General features: G+C 68.8%; 21 protein-coding genes and 1 tRNA gene. 11 read left to right on the plus strand and 11 right to left on the minus strand.

All coding sequences use genetic code 11. The features are described from left to right. Nucleotide 1 precedes the first annotated feature (1 nt). From JOF46_RS09370 to JOF46_RS09380, 3 genes are all read right to left on the minus strand, one after another. A complete protein-coding gene (locus JOF46_RS09370; protein ID WP_209907073.1) occupies nt 2–2,215 on the minus strand; it encodes an RNA degradosome polyphosphate kinase in 2,214 nt (737 codons plus the stop codon). An 87-nt stretch (nt 2,216–2,302) separates the two neighbouring features. After that, a complete protein-coding gene (gene mshD, locus JOF46_RS09375; protein ID WP_209907074.1) occupies nt 2,303–3,280 on the minus strand; it encodes a mycothiol synthase in 978 nt (325 codons plus the stop codon). A 25-nt stretch (nt 3,281–3,305) separates the two neighbouring features. Beyond that, nucleotides 3,306–4,004, minus strand: coding sequence for a winged helix-turn-helix transcriptional regulator (locus tag JOF46_RS09380; protein WP_209907075.1), 699 nt, complete (start codon nt 4,002–4,004; stop codon nt 3,306–3,308). A gap of 201 nt (nt 4,005–4,205) precedes the next feature. Here JOF46_RS09380 and JOF46_RS09385 point away from each other — a divergent pair, with 201 nt between their 5' ends. From JOF46_RS09385 to ygfZ, 3 genes are all read left to right on the plus strand, one after another. Further along, nucleotides 4,206–4,952 carry a hypothetical protein gene (locus tag JOF46_RS09385; protein WP_209907076.1) on the plus strand — a complete coding sequence of 249 codons (747 nt, stop codon included), beginning with the start codon at nt 4,206–4,208 and terminating at the stop codon, nt 4,950–4,952. 232 nt (nt 4,953–5,184) lie between these two features. Further along, nucleotides 5,185–5,784, plus strand: a complete 600-nt coding sequence (locus tag JOF46_RS09390) for a heme-binding beta-barrel domain-containing protein (RefSeq protein ID WP_209907077.1) — start codon at nt 5,185–5,187, stop codon at nt 5,782–5,784. 2 nt (nt 5,785–5,786) lie between these two features. After that, nucleotides 5,787–6,857, plus strand: coding sequence for a CAF17-like 4Fe-4S cluster assembly/insertion protein YgfZ (ygfZ, locus tag JOF46_RS09395; protein WP_425355044.1), 1,071 nt, complete (start codon nt 5,787–5,789; stop codon nt 6,855–6,857). A 107-nt stretch (nt 6,858–6,964) separates the two neighbouring features. On the opposite strand, the gene JOF46_RS09400 is transcribed toward ygfZ, so the two are convergent. Next, complete coding sequence (locus JOF46_RS09400; RefSeq protein WP_209907079.1) at nt 6,965–9,610, minus strand: AMP-binding protein; 2,646 nt, start codon at nt 9,608–9,610, stop codon at nt 6,965–6,967. A gap of 54 nt (nt 9,611–9,664) precedes the next feature. Here JOF46_RS09400 and JOF46_RS09405 point away from each other — a divergent pair, with 54 nt between their 5' ends. The 3 genes from JOF46_RS09405 (at nt 9,665) to merA (ending at nt 13,060) form a co-directional block, all read left to right on the plus strand. Further along, nucleotides 9,665–10,249: a 4'-phosphopantetheinyl transferase family protein gene (locus JOF46_RS09405; protein ID WP_209907080.1), complete on the plus strand. Its 585-nt coding sequence runs from the start codon at nt 9,665–9,667 to the stop codon at nt 10,247–10,249. 286 nt (nt 10,250–10,535) lie between these two features. Further along, complete coding sequence (locus tag JOF46_RS09410; RefSeq protein ID WP_209907081.1) at nt 10,536–11,072, plus strand: hypothetical protein; 537 nt, start codon at nt 10,536–10,538, stop codon at nt 11,070–11,072. 506 nt (nt 11,073–11,578) lie between these two features. Next, nucleotides 11,579–13,060: a mercury(II) reductase gene (gene merA, locus JOF46_RS09415; RefSeq protein ID WP_209907082.1), complete on the plus strand. Its 1,482-nt coding sequence runs from the start codon at nt 11,579–11,581 to the stop codon at nt 13,058–13,060. 53 nt (nt 13,061–13,113) lie between these two features. On the opposite strand, the gene JOF46_RS09420 is transcribed toward merA, so the two are convergent. The 5 genes from JOF46_RS09420 to JOF46_RS09440 form a co-directional block, all read right to left on the minus strand. Continuing rightward, nucleotides 13,114–13,842: a GNAT family N-acetyltransferase gene (locus JOF46_RS09420; RefSeq protein ID WP_209907083.1), complete on the minus strand. Its 729-nt coding sequence runs from the start codon at nt 13,840–13,842 to the stop codon at nt 13,114–13,116. A gap of 91 nt (nt 13,843–13,933) precedes the next feature. After that, a complete protein-coding gene (locus tag JOF46_RS09425; protein ID WP_209911781.1) occupies nt 13,934–14,962 on the minus strand; it encodes a 6-phosphofructokinase in 1,029 nt (342 codons plus the stop codon). Between the two features lie 288 nt (nt 14,963–15,250). Then, nucleotides 15,251–15,496: a PspC domain-containing protein gene (locus tag JOF46_RS09430; RefSeq protein WP_209907084.1), complete on the minus strand. Its 246-nt coding sequence runs from the start codon at nt 15,494–15,496 to the stop codon at nt 15,251–15,253. A 73-nt stretch (nt 15,497–15,569) separates the two neighbouring features. Next, nucleotides 15,570–15,800 (minus strand): hypothetical protein, encoded by a 231-nt coding sequence (locus JOF46_RS09435; RefSeq protein WP_209907085.1) that lies wholly within the window; start codon nt 15,798–15,800, stop codon nt 15,570–15,572. Then, a complete protein-coding gene (locus tag JOF46_RS09440) occupies nt 15,797–17,143 on the minus strand; it encodes a PspC domain-containing protein (protein WP_209907086.1) in 1,347 nt (448 codons plus the stop codon). Before JOF46_RS09440 ends, JOF46_RS09435 begins: the two co-directional genes overlap by 4 nt. 125 nt (nt 17,144–17,268) lie before the next feature. On the opposite strand from JOF46_RS09440, the gene JOF46_RS09445 reads away from it, so the two are divergent. Both JOF46_RS09445 and JOF46_RS09450 read left to right on the plus strand, forming a co-directional pair. Further along, nucleotides 17,269–18,528: an ATP-binding protein gene (locus JOF46_RS09445; RefSeq protein ID WP_209907087.1), complete on the plus strand. Its 1,260-nt coding sequence runs from the start codon at nt 17,269–17,271 to the stop codon at nt 18,526–18,528. Next, nucleotides 18,521–19,171 carry a LuxR C-terminal-related transcriptional regulator gene (locus tag JOF46_RS09450; RefSeq protein WP_209907088.1) on the plus strand — a complete coding sequence of 217 codons (651 nt, stop codon included), beginning with the start codon at nt 18,521–18,523 and terminating at the stop codon, nt 19,169–19,171. The genes JOF46_RS09445 and JOF46_RS09450 overlap by 8 nt, the downstream gene beginning before the upstream one ends. A 107-nt stretch (nt 19,172–19,278) precedes the next feature. Here the strand turns inward: JOF46_RS09450 and JOF46_RS09455 are convergent, their stop codons facing one another. Beyond that, nucleotides 19,279–20,478, minus strand: a complete 1,200-nt coding sequence (locus tag JOF46_RS09455) for a pyridoxal phosphate-dependent aminotransferase (RefSeq protein WP_209907089.1) — start codon at nt 20,476–20,478, stop codon at nt 19,279–19,281. A gap of 198 nt (nt 20,479–20,676) precedes the next feature. Further along, entirely contained in the window at nt 20,677–21,255 is a 579-nt protein-coding gene (locus JOF46_RS09460; protein ID WP_209907090.1) for a hypothetical protein, read from the minus strand. Between the two features lie 171 nt (nt 21,256–21,426). Here JOF46_RS09460 and JOF46_RS09465 point away from each other — a divergent pair. The 3 genes from JOF46_RS09465 to nusG all read left to right on the plus strand — a co-directional run bounded on the left by JOF46_RS09465 (nt 21,427) and on the right by nusG (nt 22,738). Then, nucleotides 21,427–21,499: transfer RNA gene (locus JOF46_RS09465), tRNA-Trp, on the plus strand. Nucleotides 21,500–21,616: 117 nt separating this feature from the next. Continuing rightward, nucleotides 21,617–21,883: a preprotein translocase subunit SecE gene (gene secE / locus JOF46_RS09470; protein ID WP_071212919.1), complete on the plus strand. Its 267-nt coding sequence runs from the start codon at nt 21,617–21,619 to the stop codon at nt 21,881–21,883. A gap of 57 nt (nt 21,884–21,940) precedes the next feature. Beyond that, nucleotides 21,941–22,738: a transcription termination/antitermination protein NusG gene (gene nusG / locus JOF46_RS09475; RefSeq protein WP_209907091.1), complete on the plus strand. Its 798-nt coding sequence runs from the start codon at nt 21,941–21,943 to the stop codon at nt 22,736–22,738. Nucleotides 22,739–22,745: the final 7 nt, after the last annotated feature.

Here is a 22,745-nt window from a genome sequence, read left to right on the forward strand (position 1 = left end):
CCTAGCGCCTGACCACGGTCCGCTGGCGGGTGCGCGACTCGATCAGCCACGACTGGATGTCTTCCAGCGGTGCGCCGTCCACGTCCTTGTGGTGCCGGGTCCACTGTCCCTCGGCATCCAGGTGCCAGCTGGCGGTGCCCGGATCCATGTAGCGGTCAAGCAACGCGACCAGCTCGGCGGTGTCCTCGCGGCTGCTCAGCGACACCAGGGCCTCGACGCGGCGGTCCAGGTTCCGGTGCATCATGTCGGCCGAGCCGATGAACACCACCGGCTCGCCGGCGTTGTGGAACATGAACACCCGGCTGTGCTCCAGGAAGCGTCCCAGGATCGAGCGGACCGAAATGTTCTCGCTCAGCCCCGGCACCCCGGGGCGCAGCGCGCAGATCCCGCGCACGATCACATCGACGGCCACCCCGGCCTGCGAGGCGCGGTAGAGCGCGTCGATGACCGCCTCGTCGACCATCGAGTTGACCTTGATGACCACCCGGGCCGCCAGGCCCGCCTTGCGGTTGGCGATCTCCGCCTCGATCCGGTCGATCAGCCCCGAGCGCAGCGAGCGCGGGGCCACCAAAAGCCGCTTGAAGGTGGAGCGCGGCGCGTACCCCGAGAGCTGGTTGAACAGCCTCGAAAGGTCCTCGCCGACCGCGTCGTCTGAAGTCAGCAGGCCCAAATCCTCGTAGTAGCGGGCGGTGCGCGGGTGGTAGTTGCCGGTGCCGATGTGGCAGTAGCGGCGCAACCGCTCGCCCTCGCGGCGGATCACCAGGGAAAGCTTGGAGTGCGTCTTCAGGCCCACGATCCCGTAGACCACGTGCACCCCGGCCTGCTCCAGCTTCCGTGCCCAGGAGATGTTGGCCTGCTCGTCGAAGCGGGCCTTGATCTCGACCAGCGCGAGGACCTGCTTGCCGGACTCGGCCGCGTCGATCAGCGCATCAACGATGGGGGAGTCTCCGGACGTGCGGTACAGCGTCTGCTTGATGGCCATGACCTTGGGGTCGTTTGCGGCCTGCTCCAGGAACGCCTGGACGGAGGTGGAGAAGGAGTCGTAGGGGTGGTGCAGCAGGATGTCGCGCCGGCGCATCGCGGCAAAGACGTTCGCGGCCTTGGAGGTCTCGGACTCGTTGAGGAAGCGCGAGGTGTGCGCCAGGTGCTTGGGGAAGTGCAAATCGGAGCGGTCGATGTTGGCGATCACGCCCAGCCCGCGCAGATCCAGCGGGGCCGGAAGCGCGAAGACCTCGTCGTCCTCGATGCCCAGCTCACGCACCAGCAGCGCACGGATGTTGGGGTTGATGTCCTCGACCACCTCAAGGCGCACCGGCGGGCCGAAGCGGCGGCGCAGCAGCTCCTTCTCCAGGGCCTGGAGCAGGTTCTCCGCGTCGTCCTCCTCGACCTCGAGGTCCTCGTTGCGGGTGACGCGGAAGAAATGGTGCTCGACGATGTCCATGCCCGGGAACAGGTGTTCCAGGTGCACCGCGATCACGTCCTCGAGCGTGATGAAGCGTGCCACGCGGCCCGCCGAGTTCCCGGCGCGCGGCCCGTCGACCGAGATCAGCCGCGCCATGGTGTCCGGGACCTTCAGCCGGGCGAAGAGCTCCTTGCCGGTCACCGGGTTGCGGACCACCACGGCCAGGTTCAGCGAGAGCCCGGAGATGTAGGGGAAGGGGTGGGCGGGGTCCACCGCCAGCGGGGTGAGGATCGGGAAGACCTGGTCGATGAACCAGCGGTGCAGCTCCTCGCGGGCGCGCTCGTCCAGGTCCTCCCAGCACACCAGCAGGAGCTGCTCTTTTTCCAGGGCGGGGCGGACCTGTTCGGCGAAGACCTGCGCGTGGCGCAGCTGCAGTGCGTGCGCGTCGCCCAGCAGCATTTCCAGCTGGTCGATGGGGCTCATCCCGGCCGCCGAGGGCACCGCCAGGCCGGTGGCGATGCGGCGCTTGAGCCCGGCGACGCGCACCATGAAGAACTCGTCAAGGTTCGAGGAGAAGATCGACAGGAAGTTGACCCGCTCCAGCAGGTGCATTTCCGCATCCTCGGCCAGCTCCAGCACCCGGGCGTTGAAGTGCAGCCAGCTCAGCTCGCGGTCCAGGAACCTGTCGTCGGCGAAGTCGCCGTCGGGGATCGGGGAGGGCTCGAAGTCGGGCAGCTCGATCCGGTCCTGGGTGGCGCGGGCCGCCGGGACGTCGGTGATGCCCAGGGAGGAGGTGGGTGGGTGCGAATCCATGAGCGTTGCCCCTAGCGTGAAATGTTGGTGGTGGTGCGTGCTTTTCACGGCGGGCCGTGGAATGGGCACGCGGCCTTGCGTCTCTCTCTAGCTTACCGAAGCCGGGGCGTACATGACGTCGACATCCCACTTGGTGAAGCCCAGTTTCCGGTAGAGCGAAACCGCCGGGGCGTTGTCGGCATCCACGTAGAGCATCAGCGCATCCAGGCCCAGGGAGTCCAGGTACTCGATGCCGGCCAGCGTGAGCACCTTGCCCAGGCCGGTGCCCTGCGCCTCGGGGATCACCCCGACCACGTAGATCTCCCCGATGGCCTGGTGCTCCCCGGTGGTGGGGGAGGACAGCGCCGGGTGCACCTTGGTCCAGTGGAAGCCCAGGATCTTCCCTGCATCGTCGACGGCCAGCAGGAACCCGGCGGGGTCGAACCAGTCTTCGGCCATGCGCGCGGCCAGGTCCACGTCGGTCAGCGCCCCCTGTTCGGGGTGGTGGGCGAAGGCCGCGGCGTTGGCTGCGACCCAGCCGGGTCCGTCGGTGGCCGGGTCGAAGGCGCGGATGGTGATGCCCTCGGGGATGACGGCGGCGGGCACCGGGGTGCCGGCGACCATGCGCATGCGCCACAGCTCGCGCACCGGGGTGTAGCCGAAGCGCTCGGCGAGCTTGGCGGCGGCCTCGTGGTTGCCGTGCGCCCAGGCGCGCAGCGTGCCCAGCCCGGTGTTCTTTCCCAGCGCGTCGACCATGGCCCCGGCGATGCCCGAATCACGGAAGGAGGGGTGCACGACCATTTCCAGCGTGCCCGGTGCCCCGCCGGTGCCGTGCACCGCGACGGCGGCGCCGACCAGGTCGGTGGAGACGGTGTCGTCGTCCTGGCCCAGGTAGGCGTAGGCGCCCACCAGCAGCCCGGAGGCCGAGGGCGTGCGCAGGTCGAGCAGGGTCTGTTCGCTCAGCGGCGGGTTGCCGTCGGCTTCCTCGCCGGCGGCCACCAGTGCATGCAGCTCGGCGAGCACCTCGGGGTCCGGGGTGCCGGTGACGACTTGGATGCTGACTTCGGGATTCGGTGCGGCGTTCATATCCCTAAGATAGCCGCAGCGGCGCCTAGGCGTCGATGACCTCGGTGTTTTCGTGGCGTGCCGAGGCAAAGCGGTAGCCGACGTTGCGCACCGTGCCGATGAGCTGCTCGTGGTCGGTGCCCAGCTTGGCACGCAGCCGGCGCACGTGCACGTCCACGGTGCGGGTGCCCCCGTAGTAGTCGTATCCCCAGACCTCGTGCAGCAATTGCTCGCGGGTGAACACCCGCCCCGGGTGCGCCGCCAGGTACTTGAGCAGCTCGAATTCCTTGTAGGTGAGGTTCAGCGGGGTGCCGTGGACCTTGGCGGTGTAGCTGGCCTCGTCGATGATGACCCCGGCGGCGCGGATGGGCGCGCCGGTGGTTCCCGCGGCGGGCGCCGAGCGGGCGATGGCCAGGCGCAGGCGCGCCTCGACCTCGGCGGGCCCGGCGGTGTCAAGCAGCACGTCGTCGACCTGCCAGGACGCGGAGATCGCCGCCATCCCGCCCTCGGTGAGCACCAGCAGCAGCGGGGCCGAGACGCCGGTGGTGCGCAACAGCTGGCACAGCGTGCGGGAGGCGGCCAGGTCCTTGCGCCCGTCCACCAGCACGACCTCGGCGCCGTCGGCGGCCAGCAGGGCGGAGCCCTGCGCCGGCAATACCCGGACCTGGTGGGAGAGCAGCTCCAGCGACGGGACGATCTGGGCGGAGGTGCCGGGGGTGTTGGTCAGCAGCGCGATGATCGCCATCGGGACCTCCCCCTTGTGCTTGGGTTGCCGCTTCTCCCCGTGCGGCGCCGCCTGCGCGGCGGACCGAATGGGGACAAACGGTGCTTACAAGATGAAGTATAGATTGCGACGGGTTTCGAACATGTTTCGGTGCGCGCAACTTGTGCACCGCGCCCACGCCCGAATGGGGGCCCCGGTGGTGGGGGTGGCAGGATGTAACCTGTGAGACTCAAAGTTTTGGCCACCGGAACCATTGCCCTGGCACTGCTAGTGACGGCCAGCTACCTGCCCGGCCAGCTGGAAGGCGCGACCAACTGGCCGCTGGCCGCCGTGACCCTGGTGCTGATTGCCGCCTTCGCGCTCGGCTGGCCGCGGCTCATGAAGCTCTCGGCCCCGCTCCCGGTGTCGGTGGTGATCTTCCTGGCGGGTGCCGGTTCGACGGCGCTGGGCCTGTGGGCCCCTCCGCGCCCCTCGCTGGGCTGGGTGGCACCGGCCCTGGCGGCCGGCGTCATCCTGGTGTTCCTGACCCAGCTGGTGCGCGGCACCGATGCCACCAAGCGCCTGGAATCGGCCGCCGTGGGCATCGTCGGACTGCTGATTGCCGCCTTCGGCTCCGGCTGGGCGGTGTTGGGCACCGAACCGGCCTGGCGCTCGGTGGCGCTGATGGCCGGGATCAGCATCCTGGCCGCCGCGGTGCCCGGGGTGCTGCGGCTGCCGGACCGCATCGTCTTCCCGCTGGGCTTCGTGCTGGCGGTGCTGGCCGGCGGGGCCGCGAGCATGCTCCACCCGCAGGTCCAGCTGGCCCCGGCGCTGGTGCTTGGCGCCGCGTGCGGGCTGGTGGTGGTCGGCTCGCGGGCCATGCTGGTGTCCCTCGGCGGACCGAAGGGGACCGGCCAGATGGCCGCCGCGGCGCTGGCCCCGCTGCTGGTGTGCGGATCCGTCACCTGGTACGTGTTGCTGCTGCTCTAGCGGCTGCGGCGTGTTGGCACCCAATGCGTGGCTGGCGTCATGAAAGAGGCAAGTGCCGGCCCGAAGCGGTTAGGATGGTGGCATGAACGAATACCTTGGACTTGAAATCTTCTTCCTCTCCCTGCTGGTCATCGCGGGCCTGGGCATGGCCGGCTTCGCCGGGCTCGTGGTCGCGCGCCTCTTCAAGGGCCAGAAGTAAACCACCACCCCCAGCAGCAAAGAAGCACACGCGATGGCCATTGAGATTCCCACCGACCTGACCCCCGAATTGGTGCCGCTGTCGTGGCTGATCGGTTCCTGGGAAGGGACCGGGCGCCTCGGCGAAGGGGAAGCCGACGACGAACACTTCCTCCAGCGCGTGAGCTTCACCCAGCACGGCTTGCCGTTCCTGGAATACCGGTCCGAAACCTGGATCACCGACGAGCAGGGCAACACGTTGCGCCCGCTCACCGTCGAGACCGGGTTCTGGTCCCTGGAACGTCCCATGGTCGAGGCCGACCTCGGCCCGGGCATGGTGCCCGGTGACGTGGTGCCGGCACTTCGCTCGGCCCAGGACGTCGAGGACCTGCGCAGCGACGAGGGCGGGTTCAAGATCCAGGTCAACATCGCGCACCCCGGGGCGATCTCCGAACTTTATTACGGCGTCATCAAGGGCCCGCAGATCCACCTGGCCACGGACCTGGTGATGCGCGGCACCAACGCCAAGGACTACGCCTCGGCCACCCGCATCTACGGGCTGGTCAACGGCGACCTGTTCTGGCGCTGGGATGTATCCACCGGCGGCAACGACCTGAAGGCCCACGCGTCGGCCGCCCTCAAGAAACAGGGATGACCATGGCGAATTCGCCGTTATTGTCACGACCCGGCGCAGTCGCCGGATCAGGGATCGACGCGGGCACGGCAGCCCACTACGGGGAACTGAACAAGGAACAACGCGCGCTGTCCAACGGCGCCGCGGTGGCCGACATGTCCCACTTCGAGGTGGTGACCCTGGCCGGCGAGGACCGCCTGACCTGGCTCAACACGCTCTCCAGCCAGGCGGTGACCGGGCTGCTCCCGGGACAAAGCACCCAGACGCTGCTGCTCACCGTGCAGGGACGCATCGAATTCGACATCCGCGTGCTGGCCGGCGAGGACAGGCTCTGGCTGCTGGTGGAACCGGGCCAGGCCGAGCCGCTGGTCGCGTTCCTGACGCGCATGCGCTTCATGCTGCGCGTTCAGATCACCGACGTCTCCGAACGGTTCGCGATCCTCGGGGCGTGCGCGGCGCAGCCGGCACTGGAAAAGTACCCGGTGTGGGTCGATCCGTGGCCCGGCGTCACCGAGGGCGGCTACGCCTACTCCGCTCCCGATCACCCCGGTGCCGAGCGCCCGTGGTTCGAATACATCGTGCCTGCCGACGAGCTGGAAACCGCAGTCGGGGACCTGCCGCTGGCCGGGATGCTCGCGGTGGAGGCGCTGCGCATCGCCGCCTGGCGCCCGCGCTTCGGCTTCGACACCGACGAGAAGACCATTCCGCAGGAACTTGACCTGCTGCGCACCGCGGTGCACCTGGACAAGGGCTGCTACAAGGGCCAGGAGACCGTGGCCCGCGTGCACAACATCGGCCGGCCCCCGCGCCGCCTGGTGTTCCTGCAGCTGGACGGCTCGATGCACACGTTGCCCGCCCTGGGCTCGGAGGTCCGCATCGGGGAGAAGTCCGTTGGCACGTTGACCTCGGTGGCCTCGCACTTCGAGGCCGGCCCCATCGGCCTGGCCCTCATCAAGCGCAACATCGACCCGGAGACCGACGTCGAGGTGGTGGATGGCGAGGAACGCTACGCCGCGAAGCAGGAGACCATCGTGAGCCCGGACGCCGGGCAGATCGCCGGGCGCTTCACCGGGTTCCTGCGCACCCCGCACTAAGCCTGAGCCCGGGCTGCACCCGGGACCGCGCACGCACCAAGGCGGCTGGAGGAACACGGTTCCTCCAGCCGCCTTTCGGGTTTCCTGCCCGGGTTGGCGAGTGAAGCTCAGCGACCGCGCATCGGGATCAGCGCATCCTGCAGGTGCCGCACCGGGCGATCGGCCACGAGCCAGAGCAGGGTCCCGGCGGCCAGCGCCGCGATCGTCTCCACGACGTCGTTCTCGAACATCGACAGCACCAGGAACTGCACCAGGTAGATGTACAGCGAGGCCGAGGCCAGCAGGCTCAGCAGCGGCAGTGCTGCGGCGGGCACCGGCAGGCGCTGGATGAACAGCAGCACCGCGACGCCGGCCAGGACCGTGGCGCAGTGCTGCGGGTCGCCGGGGAAGAAGGTGGCCCCGCCGAGCACCGCCAGGGCGAAGGTCGCCCAGCGCCGCCCCCGGGTCCCTGCGTAAGCGGCGGCCGCCCCCGCGGCAACCAGCCAGAAGACCGTGGGCATGATGGACTGCTCCATCGGGCCCTGGGTCAGTGCCGGCACCGCGAAACGCGGAACCAGCGCCAGCGCGGTGAGCACCGCGGCAACCCGCCACGGGTCGCGGGCCCAGGCGCGTGAGACGGCGGGGACCGAGAGCACCGCCGCAAGCACCACGATGCCGGCGGCCAGCGCGTCAATGAACCAGTACTCGTTGCGTGTCGAGCCGGCGACAGGGTGGCCGAAGAGCCAGTGGCCCAGCAGCACGTTGGACCAGCCGTAGCGCTGCGTGGCAAGCATGCCGAAGAGCGCCACCGCCATGGTGGGCACCGCCACCCCGAGCAGCATCCGCGCCGCCGCCCGCCAGCGGGCCGTGATGCCCGGCACGGCGAGCCCAAAGCGGACCGTGTTGTAGCCAGCCACGGCCAGCAGGATGTGCGCACCTCCCAGCAGGTCGAAAAGCTGCGCATGCGAACCGCAGATTGCCACGACGGCCAGCGCCCGCAGCACCACGGTGCTCTCCACGCTGCGGAACCGCAGCCGGGCCCGGACACCGCGCCGGGCCGCGGGACCCGGACCGTCCCCGGGGGAACCGGCGGAGCCCGGTGCCACGGGGAACGGTTCCCGGCGGGGCAACCCGGCCAGTTCGGCCAGCGGGCGGTGGTGCCAACCGCGCGGCAGCGGCCCGAGGAATGATTCGAGTTTCAGCGAGGCCTGCACGTGGCTGAGCGAGTCCCCGCCGTGCTGCACGAAGCTGCGTCCCGGGTCCACGGCCTCGATCCCCAGCACCGCGCCAATGGTGCCGGCGATCCGCGCCACCGGAGACTTCTCCCCTCCCTGCATGCCGGTGCCCGGTGCGCTGCCGGTTCCGGAAACCAGGGCCGCGCAGCCGGGCCGGTCCACCTTGCCGTTGGGCAGCCGGGGCAGCGTCGCGACGGCCAGGGCCACGGCCGCGGGCCCCAATCCCGAGGCCCGCACCGCCACGGCCCGTGCCCCGGCGGCCACCTCGGCGGCATCGCGGCCGGGCAGCGGTTCGACGGCCACGGCCAGCACTGCGCCATCGGCGCCCACGCATCCGGTGTAGCCGGCGGATTCCAGGGCGTTTTCGACAACCGCCACGTCGATGCGCACGCCCATGACCTTGACGAAGCCCGAGCGCCGCCCGACCAGGCGCAGCAGTCCATCGGGGCCGATTCGGCCCAGGTCCCCGGTGCGCAGTTCGCTGTGCATGGCCCCGAGCGCCAGGTCGTCGGGGTGCTCGGCATAGCCCATCATGACCCCGGGCCCGCGGACCAGCACCTCGCCGCTGCCTGCCTGCGCCTCCGGCACCGAGGTGTCAAGATGCAGGGAGGTCCCTGCCACCGGGTGTCCCACGGCGTCGGGGTTTTGCGCCACCAGTGCCGGGTCCAGCACGCAGATGCGCGCGGTGGCCTCGGTCTGCCCGTACATCACCGCCAGCTCCCAGCCGCCCTCGCGGCCAAGGTCTACGGTGCGCTGCACCCGCCCGGGGGACATCCTTCCGCCGGCTTGGGCCAGCAGCCGCAGCGAGGGGTGAGGGCGTTCGAGCACGCCGGTGGATTCCATGAGTTCGACCATGTGCGGGACCACCGCCAGTGTGGTGACCTGGCGCCCGTCGATCGCCTCCCACAACGAGGGCTCCACCACCGAGCCCTCGTGCAGCAGCACCGATCCGCCGGCCACCAGGTGCGAATGCAGCACCGAGAGCCCGAAGCAGTAGTGCAGAGGCAGGCTGGTGACGGCCCGGTCGGCCGCGGTCAGCTGCAGCGCACGGGCGATGGCCTCGGCGTTGGAGCGCAGGTTGCGCGCCGAGAGCCGCACCAGCTTGGGCGAACCGGTGCTGCCCGAGGTGCTCAGCAGCAGTGCGAGCTCGGGGTGCAGCAGGTGGCGCGGGGCCACCGAGTGCAATTCGAAGGGCCGGTTCATCTGGCCGGTGGCCGAGATGTCGGGTGGGTAGCGCTGCAGGATCGCGGCGCTTTGTGCCGCCTCCGCGGTCACCAGGGCAACGTGCCCTGCCTCGAGGGTTGCGAGGTAGGAGAGCACGCTGGCCAGGTCGCGGCGCATCGGCAGGTGCACCAGCCTCCGTCCGGTGGAAACATCGGGCAGCCGTGCGGCGAGTTCCGCCACGGTACTGCGCAGCTGCCCGTGCGAGAACAGCTCGCCGGTCCCGGTGAGCAACGCCGGATGGCCGGCCTGGTCCGGATCCGGCTGCGGGATCGGCGGTGCGCCGCGGTGGCGCGTGGGTGCGAGGAGGTCAATCACGGAGGAAAGTCTAACCTAAGCTGAATAGGGCCCGTGAACGAGAGGTAATGCAAGATGGTGGAAATATGGTGGTCGACGCTGGCCGCTGCCGATGCGCGGCTGGCGGAAATGCTCGACGCCACCGAGCGCTCCCGGCTGGAATCGCTGCAGCGCCCCGCCGACCGCGGCCGGTCCATGGTCGCGGCCGCGCTGCTGCGCGTTGCCGCCGGCGCCCGGCTGGGCATCGACCCGGCGGATGTCGTGGTGGAGCGCGGCTGCCCCGAATGCGGGGCGCCCCACGGGCCGCCGCGGATCCTGCGCACCGGGCAGGCGGTTCCCTGGGTTTCGGTGAGCCACTCCGGACTTTTGGTGCTGGTGGCGTTGGGCACCAACGGGCCGCTCGGGGTGGACGTGCAGAGGCTCGCCGACCTCCCGGAACCCGGCCACGGCATGGCGTGGGTGCGGCGCGAGGCGATGTTCAAGGCCGGTGCCGCCGGGCAAGGCGGCGGCGCGATCTTCCGCGAACTTGCCGCCCCGCTGGGTGGCTATGCCGCGGGCCTGGCCGTGCTGGCACCGGCCGATGCCCGGGGTGCGGTGCGCTGGGTGGATGCGGCCGGCGACGGGGTCCTGGCGGTGTCCCGCGGGCAAACCGGGACGTAGAATTTCCGGGCGGCGGTGCCCCGGCAGGACACCGTTCCGGTGCCAGGCCGAGTGTGTCCGTGGCGGCTGCGCCGCGCATCGAGGCCACCGGGTCCAGTCCGGGGGTTTGGCGGATTTGCTTGCGTGGAGCGTTGGGGTTTCGGGGCCGGTGCGGTGGGTGGTTGCGGGGCCCGGGTGCTTGCGGGGCGCAAAAGTCCGGCCCGCGTCATAAACCGACGCACGTTCCATGCGCTGCCAAGGCTCGTGAATAAGGTAAGCCTCACCAAACCTAGAAAGGTGTTTTCCTATGGCGACTGCCACTTCCAACCTCCACGCGCACCCCGCTCCGGCCGCCACCCGGCTACCCGTAGCACCGGCGAAAGCGCTGGCCATCCTTCGAATCCTGCTTGGAGCGGTGTTCTTGTGGGCCTTCCTGGACAAGACCTTCGGGCTGGGCTTTTCCACCAAGCCCGAACGGGCCTGGCTCGCCGGCGGGTCGCCGACCACCGGCTACCTGGGCAACCTCGAAGGGGCACTCGCCCCGGGCTTCTCAGCGCTGGCTGGGCAGGGATGGGTCGATGCGGCATTCATGTTTGGCATGCTGGCCGTTGGCGCCGCTTTGGTGCTGGGCGTCGCGCTCCGTGCGGCAGCCATCGGTGGGACCATGATGATGGGCCTGATGTGGCTGAGCTCGCTGCCCCTGGCCAACAACCCGGTCATCGACGACCACATTATCTACATTGCGGCCCTGTGGGTCCTGCCTGCCACAGGTGCTGGACGCACCTGGGGGCTGGGGCGGATGAGCGAGACATTTGTGCCCCGCCAGCTTCGTTTCCTGGGCTGAAAACACCGGCCTTCCTGCACTGCCGTATCCGTGGTGCGGGCCCAGTGGTTCAGGCAGCGCGAGCGGGGGGCAACGCCAATGGCCCGGTCGGCAAGGGGGGATCGGCGCGGGTGGCGGACGGCAATCCGAGGAATGCCTCCTGCCACCGCATGGCACCGGCATCCGGCCACCCACCTCCTGGCACATCAATGAATTGCCCCGCCCCGTGGCAGAGCAATTCCAGTTGGCCCAGGCCGAACACGGCGCAGTCGCGGGACATGCCCCGCCGCGCACCGGGCTGGGTTGCTGGCGCAGCGGAATGAATCGGCCTTTCGATCACGCGTGAGGAATCCAGCGACGTGAAAGCCAGTCCCTGCGTCCGCTTTCCCGTGCCAGCCGCGCGCCGAATGTGCCGTGGCAGGCCATGGGCGAAGCGCGAAGCTGGATCCAGTGGGCGGGGCACGATGGCTGCTCCCGGTTCGGTCCGCGGCACACCATGTTTGGCAGGCACCGGCACGTGCAGGAAGATGCAAGGTAGAGCCGGAAGTAGTTGGATCACAGGGAAAGAGGACGCTGGAACGGCAAACGAACACTTCGATTTGGCGATTGTTGGATCCGGTGGAGGGGCGTTTGCTGCCGCGATCCGGGCCGTTGGCCTGGGCAAGCGAGTGCTGATGGTGGAGCGCGGCACCGTGGGCGGGACCTGCGTAAACACCGGGTGCGTGCCGTCCAAGGCGCTGCTTGCTGCCGCCGAGGCCCGCCACGTGGCGTTGGATTCGGTCCGATTCCCCGGGATCGCGGCCGCCGCGGGCCCGGTCGACATGCCGGCACTGATCGGCGGGAAGGCAGCGCTTGTCGAAGGCATGCGCACCGAGAAGTACATTGACCTGGCGGCCGACTACGGCTGGGAAATGGCCCAGGGCGATGCGTCGTTCACCGGGACGCCGCAGGCACCGCTGCTGCGGGTCACCTCGACGGAGGGCACGGCCAGGACGATCGAGGCCGGGCACTACCTGGTGGCCACCGGCTCCGCCCCCTGGATCCCGCCGGTTCCCGGGCTCGAGGATTCCGGCTACCTGACCTCGACCACGGCGATGGAACTGGACGAGCTGCCCGACTCCCTGCTGGTGGTGGGCGGCGGATATGTTGCCCTGGAAATGGCGCAGCTTTTCTCCCGGCTGGGCTCCAAGGTGACCATGCTGGTCCGTTCCCGGTTGGCCTCACATGAGGAACCCGAAGCCTCCAAGGCGTTGGCCGGGGTGTTTGCCGATGAAGGAATCCGGGTCATCCGCCGTGCCGTGCTGGATTCCGTTCAGCGCGATGACGCCAGCGGAATGCTCAGCGTTTCCGCGACGGTGGCCGGCGGCAAGGAAACGTTCAAGGCCGCCCGGTTGCTGGTGGCCACCGGACGCCGGCCCGTCACCGAGGGGCTGGGCCTGGACGCCGTGGGGGTGAAGACCGGTGGCTCCGGCCAAGTCGTGGTCGATTCCTGCCTTGCCACCTCCAACCCGCGGATCTGGGCCGCAGGGGATGTAACGGGGCACCGGGAGTTCGTGTACGTCGCGGCCGCCCACGGTGCACTGGCCGTGGAGAACGCGTTCACCGGGGCCTCGAAAGAGATCGATTACCGGTTCCTGCCCCGTGTCACCTTCACCGGCCCCGCCCTGGCTGCGGTGGGGATGACGGAAAAGGACGCAGTTGCCGCCGGGATCCGTTGCGACTGCCGGGTCCTGCCCCTGGAATATGTGCCCCGTGCCGTGGTGAACCGAGACACCCGGGGCTTCATCAAGGTCGTTGCGGAGCTCGACACCGGACGCATCCTGGGCATCGCCGCGGTGGCCAGGGACGCGGGCGAGCTGGCGGCTGCCGGGGTCTACATGCTCGAGGCGGGCATGACCACCGGGCAGGTCGCTGCTGCCTGGAGCCCGTACCTGACGATGGCCGAGGGCTTGCGGATCGCCTGCAAGGCGTTCAGCACCGATGTCACCAAGCTCTCCTGCTGCGCTTGATCTTCGCCCGCGGCTTTCGGGTTCCGGGACGCTTGCCGTGCCGGCGGCGGGCCCTAGAGCCCGTTGTGCAGCTTCAGGGTCATCAGCGAGCCGACCATCTCGAATCCCAGCGAGGTGGCCAGCGCGTTGGCGGCGTCCTGCCCCTCCTTGATGCGGGCCTGCGGGACCAATCCCTCGGACAACGCGTCGTCAACGGCCAGCGCCGCGGCGTACCTGCCCAGCCCGTGGCCGCGCAGCCCCGGCAGCGTGAGCACCGTGGTGTCGGCCAGCAACCCGCCCGGCGCCCAGTAGCCGGCACCTGCCACCGGGTCCTCCCGGGCGTCGGAAAACAGCACGAAGCATTGGTCCCAGCCGGCCAGCGCGGTGGAGGAGGCATCGTCGCGCGGGCTGTGCTCGCGCAGCTCCGCCAGGTCCTCGGCATCGACGGAGACCGTGATGTGCTCCGAGTCCACGATCTCGAACGGCGCGTCCAGGTAGGTCAGTGCGTCCACGCCCAGCGAGCGGACCGAGGGGGCCAGCCCGGAGGCATGCAGCAGGCCCAGCAGCGCCCGGTCATCGACGAAGCGCTGGTCCCCGGCATCGCGCAGCAGCGGCAGGATCTCCGCCGGGGCGCGGACCACCTGGTGGTCGCCCAGGTGCAGCACCTCCACGCGGTCGCTGCCCAGCGACGGGACGAACAGGCCCACCGGCGGTCGGTCGGGTTGCAGCGCCGAGTCGGGCACGGAAAATTCGCGTGCCCAGGACAGCGCAATGATGGCACGGGTGCCGAATTCAAGATTCACGTTTCGAGCCTAATGCAGGTGCGCCGGTCCCGGGCGCCGCCGGCGGCGTGCAAAACACTGCGGCGTTGCGCCCGGCCCGCCGAAGGGCGCATCAGCCGAAGAGGATCCGTGCCTCGTCGTAGCGGTCCTGCGGGACGCGCTTGAGGTTGTTCAGTGCCGCCTGGAACGGCACCCGGTTGATCTTGGTGCCGCGCAGCGAGACCATCGAGCCCCAGGCATGGTCGGCCACCGAATCCACCGCGGCCATGCCCAGCCGGGTGGCCAGCACGCGGTCGAAGGCGCTGGGCACCCCGCCGCGCTGGATGTGCCCGAGCACCGTGGCGCGGGTCTCGATGCCGGTGGCGTCCTCGATGAAGGGGGCCAGCTGCTCGCCGATGCCGCCCAGGCGCGGGCGGCCGAAGGCGTCAAGCCCGCGCTCGGAGAAGGCCCCGTCGGCGCCCTCGGGGACGAAGCCCTCGGCCACGACGACCAGCGGGGCGCGCCCGCGGTCGTGGGCCTCGGAAACCCAGGCGTAGATCTGTTCCATGGTGGTGGACTGCTCGGGGATCAGGATCGCGTGCGCGCCGGTGGCCATGCCCGCGTGCAGCGCCAGCCAGCCCACGTGCCTCCCCATGACCTCGGCGATCATGCAGCGGTGGTGGGACTCGCCGGTGGTGCGCAGCCGGTCGATGGCCTCCACGGCGATCTGGTTGGCGGTGTCGAAGCCGAAGGTGTAGTCGGTGGCATCCAGGTCGTTGTCGATGGTCTTGGGCACGCCGACGATCTTCAGCCCGGCGTCGGTCAGCCGCTTGGCCCCGGCCAGGGTGCCTTCCCCGCCGATGGCGATCATCGCGTCCACGCCGAGGCGCTCGAGGGTGGCGGCGATGTTCGCGGCCCCGCCGTTTTCGCCCTCGAACGCGTTGGTGCGCGAGGTGCCCAAGATGGTGCCGCCCTGCTTGGAGATGCCGCGGACCGCGTGGCGGGGAAGGTCGATGACGTCCCCGTCCTTGACCCCGCGCCAGCCGTCGCGGAAGCCGACGAATTCATGGTCGTAGCTCTTGATGCCGTTCAGGACGGCTCCGCGGATGACGGCGTTCAATCCGGGGCAGTCCCCGCCGCTGGTCATGATCCCGATGCGCATGCTCACTCAATTCTTGTCCGTGCTCGATCACCCACGAAGGACCTGACTTTGGTCCGGGCGTTGTGTTGGAGCGCGACGTTGAGCTCGCCGAGAACAAGTGTAGCCAAGCAACACTTGTGATCGCCAACACCGCGTCGGCCTTGCGCCGCCTGGATGACGCCGCCGCCGTGTTTGCAGCTTTCCGGCGCGCCGTCCCCCGGGGGTCTTTTGGATGCGCAAGGGGCCATGCCGCATGGGGAGGTTTCTCCTCGGCGGCATGGCCCCTCGGGCAATGCATGGTCGGTCGCGTCAGCCCACGGAGCGGATCAGCTTCTGCAGGGCGATCGTGTCGTCCTGGTTGGGGATCAGCAGCCAGGCGATCACGTAGGCGCCGATGCCGAAGACCGGCAGCAGGAAACTGAGCAGCACCCCGATGCGCACCAGGGTGACGTCCCAGCCGAACTTGTCGGCGATGCCGCCGGCGATGCCGCCGACCAGTCGCTTGGGGCCGCGGCGCAGCGGGATCGAGCGAAGGGAATTGAAAAAGGTGTCCATGGTGTCAAAGTCTTTCATGCCTGGCACGGATTCGTGCGGTGGAGCCTGCCGGGGTTTTTCCGAGGCGGCCGGCCTAGTCGTGCCTGCGGCTGGCGGCGATCCCGCCGATGACCATCGCCAGGCCCGCGAAGACCAGCACGCCGATGGCCAGCAGCCCTCCGTTGACCTGGATGCCGGTCAGCAGCGAGAGCAGCACGGCGGCCGCGATGACGATCAGGATGAGTCCGAAAACCAGGGTCCCGACGGGGAACCTGGTGGATTCGGTTCCGGAAGCGGTGTGTTCATTGACGGAGTGCTCGCTCATGGCGTGACCGCTGCTTTCTGTGGGGTGACGGTCACGGTGTTGAACGCGCCGTCGAATTCGATGGTCAGGGTGGGGCCGGTGGCCTCGGGGTTGAGCCGGTTGCTGCTGCCGGGTTGCGCCGTGTTCACATTCGACAGCCGCACGACGCTGAAGGCGCCCTCGGCGTTGACGATGACCGGGATGTTGTCGGGAACCATGATCTCCATGTTGCTGAACGCGTTGTCCACATTCACGGTGGTGTCAGTCGTGATCGTGGAATATCCGGTCAGATCCAGGCTGCCGTTGTGGAAGGCGATGTCGTAGTTGTTCCCGCTGTGCTCCGTGATGCCGGAGGACGAGAACCAGGACGGGTGGTTGTTGGCGGTCACCGATGCGCCGCCGACCACCAGCGTCAGGATCAGCACCGGGATGCCGAGCCCGACCAGCACGCCACCGGTGCGTCGCGAGGCGGCCGCGCCGACGACGCCGATGCCGATCACCAACAGTGCCGAGGCCAGGGCCACCGCGGCGGTGGAACGGCCCAGGTCGATGTAGCCGAGGTTCTCCATGCCCAGGACCAGCCCGCCGACCACCGCGGCGACGCCCAGCACGATCGCCCCCTGGTGCCCGGGCAACGAAAGCGGGCGCGGTGTCTTGGGCCCGCGGGGCTCCGGCGGAGCCAGGACGTAGGTGGCGGGGCCGGTGTGGCCCGGTCCGGTGTTCTCGCTTACCGACCCGGAAGCAGGTCCGGGGGTGTTGAAGGAGACCGTCGGAGGATTGTTCCCCATGGTTGTCCTGCTTTCGGGGGTTGGATGGGTGGCGCCGGAGAACGGCGTTTCGGGACCCGGAACGGAGGGTTCGGGTTGAGGTCCGAAGGGCATCGGTTCGGAGGGGGCCGGGCCGAAGGGCCCGGGTGAGCCGCCGTGGCGGGAGACGGGGGCCCCGGGGCGGCGGGAGAAGACCAGCCAGAGCACCAGACCCACGACGACAGCGGGGACGATCCATCCGCCCCACCAGCCGCCCCGGTTCCAGGAGTCGAAGGCCCAGGGCCGTCCGATGCTGCCGACGACAAAGAACAGCACGGCGCCGGTCATCCCGCTTGACCAGCGGCCGCGGGCGGCTTCCTGCAGGTGGATCCGCCCGTCGTGTCCGGGCAGCAGGGCCCAGGCCAGGCCGTAGGCGGCAAGGCCGACCCCGCCGAACAGGCACAAGACCAGCAGGATGCCACGGGCCAGGATCGGGTCGATGCCGAAGCGATTGCCGACCCCGGCCGCCACGCCGCCGATCCAGGCGTGTTCGCTGCGGTTGACCCCGAGGTCTCGGACCCAGCGGAAGAATCCATTCTCAACAGGTGTTTGGTTCATGTCTCCAATCCTTTCGCGACGCGGGCCTCCCCGCCATGGGGGTCGGCCCTGATTGAACCCTGAACCTTGGCCGGGGTACCCCCGAACGGCACCGTGGCGGGGTCGAATCGTGCTTGGATGGAAGCATGACACAAGCACCGAGCCGTCCCGCACTGGTCCGCGGGGAACCACGCATCCTGGCCGGGGTGTGTGCGGGGGTCGCGGCCCACCTGGGGCTGTCGCTGCGGGCCGTCCGCGTGCTGATGGCCATCGCGGTGCTGGCCGGCGGGGCCGGGATCGTGCTCTACGGCTGGTTGTGGATCTTCATGCCATCCTCCGAGGACAAGGCCCGCGAGGAACAGCTTCATGCCGGCCCGCGGCGTCCCACCCTGGCCGAATCGCTGAACCGGGTTGCCGAGGGACCGCGCAGTGCGCGGCAGGGTGCCCACCGCGAGATCCTGGCCGGTGCGGCGCTGCTGGCGTTGGCGGGCCTGGTGTCCGCGCAGTTGATGGGCCTGGCCCTCGACTGGGGCATCATCTGGCCGGTGGTGATCATCCTTGCCGGTGCGGTGACCGCCTGGACGCAGCTCGATGCCAGCGGGCGCGAGGGACTCATCCGCCGTGCGGGGGCCGACCGCCGCTCCGGTGTCGCCCGGTTGGCGGCAGGGGTGGCACTGGTGGTGCTGGGCCTGGTCTTCCTGCTCTCGGGAACGGTCTCCTGGGCGGCGCTGTTCTCCGGGTTGCTGGTGGGCACCGTGGTCCTGTGCGGAGTGGGCCTGGTGCTGCTGCCCTGGGCACTGCGCTTCTGGCGCGACTACACCACCGAACGCTCCTCGCGGGTGCGCGCCGACGAACGCGCCGAGATCGCCGCGCACCTGCACGACTCGGTGCTCCAGACCCTGGCCCTGATCCAGCGCCGGTCCACCGACCCCGCCCAGGTGATGCGGCTGGCCCGTGCCCAGGAACGCGAACTGCGCCAATGGCTCTACCGCGAGGCCCCGGCCGCCGAGGGCGACATCGCCGAGGCCATCCGCGGGGAGGCTGCCAGCATCGAGGACAGCCACGACGCCCACATCGACGTGGTCGTCGTGGGGGCCCGCAGCGGCCTGGCCGGGCACGACGCGCTGCTGCAGGCGGCCCGCGAGGCCATGGTCAACGCCGCCAAGCACGCCGGCGGAGAGGTCTCGGTGTACGTCGAGGCCCGCGACGACGGCGTGGACGTTTTCATCCGCGACCGCGGGCCGGGCTTCGAGCTCTCGCAGGTGGCCGGGGACCGGCTGGGCGTGCGCGAATCAATCATCGGGCGGATGAACCGCAACGGCGGATCCGCCGACATCCGCAGTTCGGAAGGCGGCACCGAGGTGCACCTGTCCATGAAACACACCCAGGGAGAAGAACATGAGTGAGACCCTTCGCGTGGTCGTCGTCGATGACCACGCCATTTTCAGGTCCGGGCTCAAGGCCGACCTCGACGCGCGCATCACGGTGGCAGGGGAGGCGGCAACCGTCGAGGAAGCGATTGCCGTGATCCACGCCGAGCGGCCCGACGTGGTGCTGCTGGACGTACACCTGCCCGGGGGCCGCGGCGGCGGCGGCGCCGAGGTGCTGGCCGGCTGCGCCGAGCTGTTCACGGCAACCCGTTTCCTGGCCCTGAGCGTCTCTGATGCCGCAGAGGACGTGGTCACGGTGATCCGTGCCGGGGCCCGCGGCTACGTCACCAAGTCCATCTCCGGGGCGCAGATCTCCGACGCCGTGGCACGGGTGGCGGGCGGCGACGCGGTGTTTTCCCCGCGGCTGGCCGGATTCGTGCTCGATGCCTTCGGCACGCAGGCGGCGATCAGCGCCGACGAGGACCTGGATCTGCTCAGCGCCCGCGAGCTGGAGGTCATGCGCCTGATCGCGCGCGGCTACAGCTACAAGGAGGTCGCCAAGGACCTGTTCATCTCGGTCAAGACCGTCGAGACCCACGTCTCGAGCGTGCTGCGCAAGCTGCAGCTTTCCAACCGGCACGAACTCACGCGCTGGGCCGTGGACCGCCGGATCCTCTGAAATCCCCGCGCCCGGGATAATCCCGGTCCACCGAACGCAAGAAGGCCGGCGGCCGGAATCCCCACAGGGGATCCGGCCACCGGCCTTCGTTTCGGCAGGCGGTTCGGCTATTTGGCCTCGCCCAGCAGGGTTGCCAGGCGGCCGACGCCCTCGGCCAGGTCCTCGTCGCCCAGCGCGTAGGACATGCGGATGTAGCCCGAGGGGCCGAAGGCCTCGCCCGGGACCACCGCCACCTCGACCTGTTCCAGGATCAGTGCGGCCAGTTCCGCCGACGTCGTGGGGACCACGCCGCGGATCTCGCGGCCCAGCAGCCCGCGCACGTCCGAGTACGCGTAGAACGCGCCCTCGGGGACCGGGCAGTTGACCCCGTCGATGGCGTTCAGCGCCGAGACCATGGCCTTGCGGCGGCGGTCGAAGGCGGTGCGCATCTGCGCGACCGCATCCAGCGGTCCCGAGACGGCGGCCAGCGCGGCGACCTGCGAGATGTTCGAGACGTTGGAGGTCGCGTGCGACTGCAGGTTCGTGGCGGCCTTGATGACGTCCAGCGGCCCGGCCATCCATCCCACGCGCCAGCCGGTCATCGCGTAGGTCTTGGCCACGCCGTTGAGCACGATGACCTTGTCGCCCAGCTCCGGGGCGGCCGTGGCGATCGAGGTGAACACCGCATCGTCGTAGGTCAGGTGCTCGTAGATTTCGTCGGTGATGACCCACAGGTCCTTGGAGGCGGCCCAGCGGCCGATTTCCGCGACCTGGTCCGGGGAGTACACCGCACCGGTCGGGTTCGACGGGGAGACGAAGAGCAGCACCTTGGTCTTGTCCGTGACCGCCGCGTCGAGCTGGTCGACGGTGACCTTGTAACCCTGCTCCGGGCCCGCGAACACCTCGACCGGGACACCGCCGGCCAGGCGGATGGCCTCGGGGTAGGTGGTCCAGTAGGGGGTAGGCACGATGACCTCGTCGCCCGGATCCAGCAGCGTGGCAAACGCGTTGTACACGGCCTGCTTGCCGCCGTTGGTGACCATGACCTGCGAGGCATCGAGCTGGTAGCCCGAGTCGCGCATGGTCTTGGCGGCGATGGCCGCACGCAACTCGGGCAGGCCGGCGGCGGGGGAGTAGCGGTGGTACTTGGGGTTGCGTGCCGCGGCTACGGCCGCCTCGACGATGTAGTCGGGGGTGGCGAAGTCCGGCTCGCCGGCGCCGAAGCCGATGACGGGCCGGCCCGCCGCCTTCAGTGCCTTGGCCTTGGCGTCTACGGCCAGCGTGGCGGATTCTGCGATGGACCCGATACGTCGGGAAATGCGTGGCATGTCGTCGCTTCCTGGAAAGGGAGGTGTGGGTGTGCGTATGGAACAAGCTTAGTGGTCGCGGCGGTGGCGGCACCATTATTTGTTGACGCGCCGTCGTAGTGTGAAGCCGCATTTTTCCGCCGGACCGAGGCAATCGCCGGCCGGGCCCACGGCGGCACCGAGAATGGCGCGCAGACCGGTCCCGGAAGGGTTGGGGACCTAGTGGCCCGGCTCGCGGCCGTAGCGATTCCGATGCAGCTGTGCGGACTGCTCCGCGTCGATGTCCGTCTCCAGCTGGCTGTGGCGCACCTGGTGCCACTGGTAGTAGGCCGCGGCACCGAGGAACAGCGGAGGGGTCAGGGCGAAGGGCAGGAACAGCACCCCGGAGAAATCGATCATTCCGAACTGGGCCCCTCCCGCCAGCACCAGAAGGCTGGTGCCCACCCACATCAACAGGCTCCGGCCCAGACGCATCGCCCAGAGCACCAGGCCGATGCCGAGGTACCAGGACAGCGGAAGCGCCGAGCGCATGGTCAGCACTCCAACCCCGATGGCCAGCAGCAATTGCAGGAACAGGCTCCCGGACAGCCCCTTCTGGCCACGCAGGCAGATCCAGACGCCAATGGCGATGAACATCGGTACGGCGGCGAGCAGCAACTGCGGCAGCATCCCGGTTGCCGGTGAATACCGCGAGGTTGCGCGCAGGATGGAATCAAGCACCGAACCGCCGGCAAAGACGAGCAAGACCAAGGCGGTGGCGGAACCGGGGCGCGGGCGCCTGGCAGTCAAGGGGAGCATGCAACCAACCTAGCAGGGCGTTTACGGGGCAAATATCGGCTGGAAAACGCCTACGGGGCCCCCGGTTCGACAATCGGCACATTCTTTGCGTAGACTTGATCCTCGGTGTTGGAAAACATCTGGATCACCAAGTCCGAGAAGGATTTGATGGTCTGCGAGCTTGATGCTCGAAGGGTAGTGGCGCAATTGGTAGCGCAGCGGTCTCCAAAACCGCAGGTTGCAGGTTCGAGTCCTGTCTGCCCTGCGCAGTGGCAATCATCTAAGGTTGCTCGGCGAATATTCACGTCACGGTGTGTTGTGGTCGATACGGCTGCGGCACACCGTGATTGTTTCAAGTGGGATAATCTGAAACGAGGAATCGGTGACCGAAACGACTGCGAGCGATTCGCATGGCGCTGGGCACAACAAGAAACCGTCGAAAGCAGGCTTCTTCGCAGGCATTGCCCTCTTCTTCCGCCAGATGATTTCCGAGCTGAAGAAAGTCGTCACGCCAACCCGCAGTGAGCTGGTCAACTACACCTTGGTTGTCATCGGCTTCGTGGTGTTGATGATGTTGATCATCTCCGGTCTGGACTTCGTGTTCGGCAACGGATCGATTCTGATCTTCACCAATTCGCCCGAACAGTAACCCGGGACCAATCGCCCCACATTTCTGGTGAACCAGTAACAGAAAGCAGGAACCGCAGTGTCCGAGCAGGAACTCGAACCGCAGGCCACCGAAGAACTCGAAGGCCAGGCAGTAGAGGTCGATACCGATGAGGTGTCGGCCGATTCCGTCGTTTCCGAGGACGCCGAGCAGGCTCCCGAGGTAACCGAAGACGCCGCGCAGGCCTCCGAGGATGCCGAGCAGGATGAAGCAGCCGAGGAAATTCCGGCCGTGGATCCCATTGAAGAATTCCGCACCAAGCTTCGCCGCCAGCCCGGCGACTGGTACGTCATCCACTCGTACGCAGGTTACGAAAACCGCGTCAAGGTGAACCTCGAGACCCGTATCCAGACCCTGGGCATGGAGGAATTCATTTATGAAATCCAGGTCCCGATGGAAGAAGTCGTCGAGATCAAGAACACCACGCGCAAGATCGTGCGTCGTGTTCGCATCCCCGGCTACGTGCTGGTCCGCATGGAACTGACCGACGCCTCGTGGGGTGCGGTTCGCCACACTCCGGGTGTCACCGGCTTCGTCGGCAACGCCCACGATCCGGTCCCGCTGCGTCTTGAGGAAGTCTTCTCGATGCTTGAGCACACCATCGTGACCGAGGAAGCCGGCGAGCACTCGAAGGCCGGCCGCGCACCGATCACCGAGGTCCACGTCGACTTCGAGGTCGGCGAATCGGTCATCGTCAACGACGGCCCGTTCGAGACGTTGCCTGCAACGATCAGCGAGATCAAGCTGGAATCCTCGACCATGGTCGTCCTGGTCTCGATCTTCGAACGCGAGACCCCGGTGACCCTGTCGTTCAGCCAGGTCACCAAGATCCAGTAACATTAGA

Source organism: Paeniglutamicibacter psychrophenolicus (genome assembly GCF_017876575.1).
GTDB classification, from domain to species: Bacteria; Actinomycetota; Actinomycetes; order Actinomycetales; family Micrococcaceae; genus Paeniglutamicibacter; species Paeniglutamicibacter psychrophenolicus.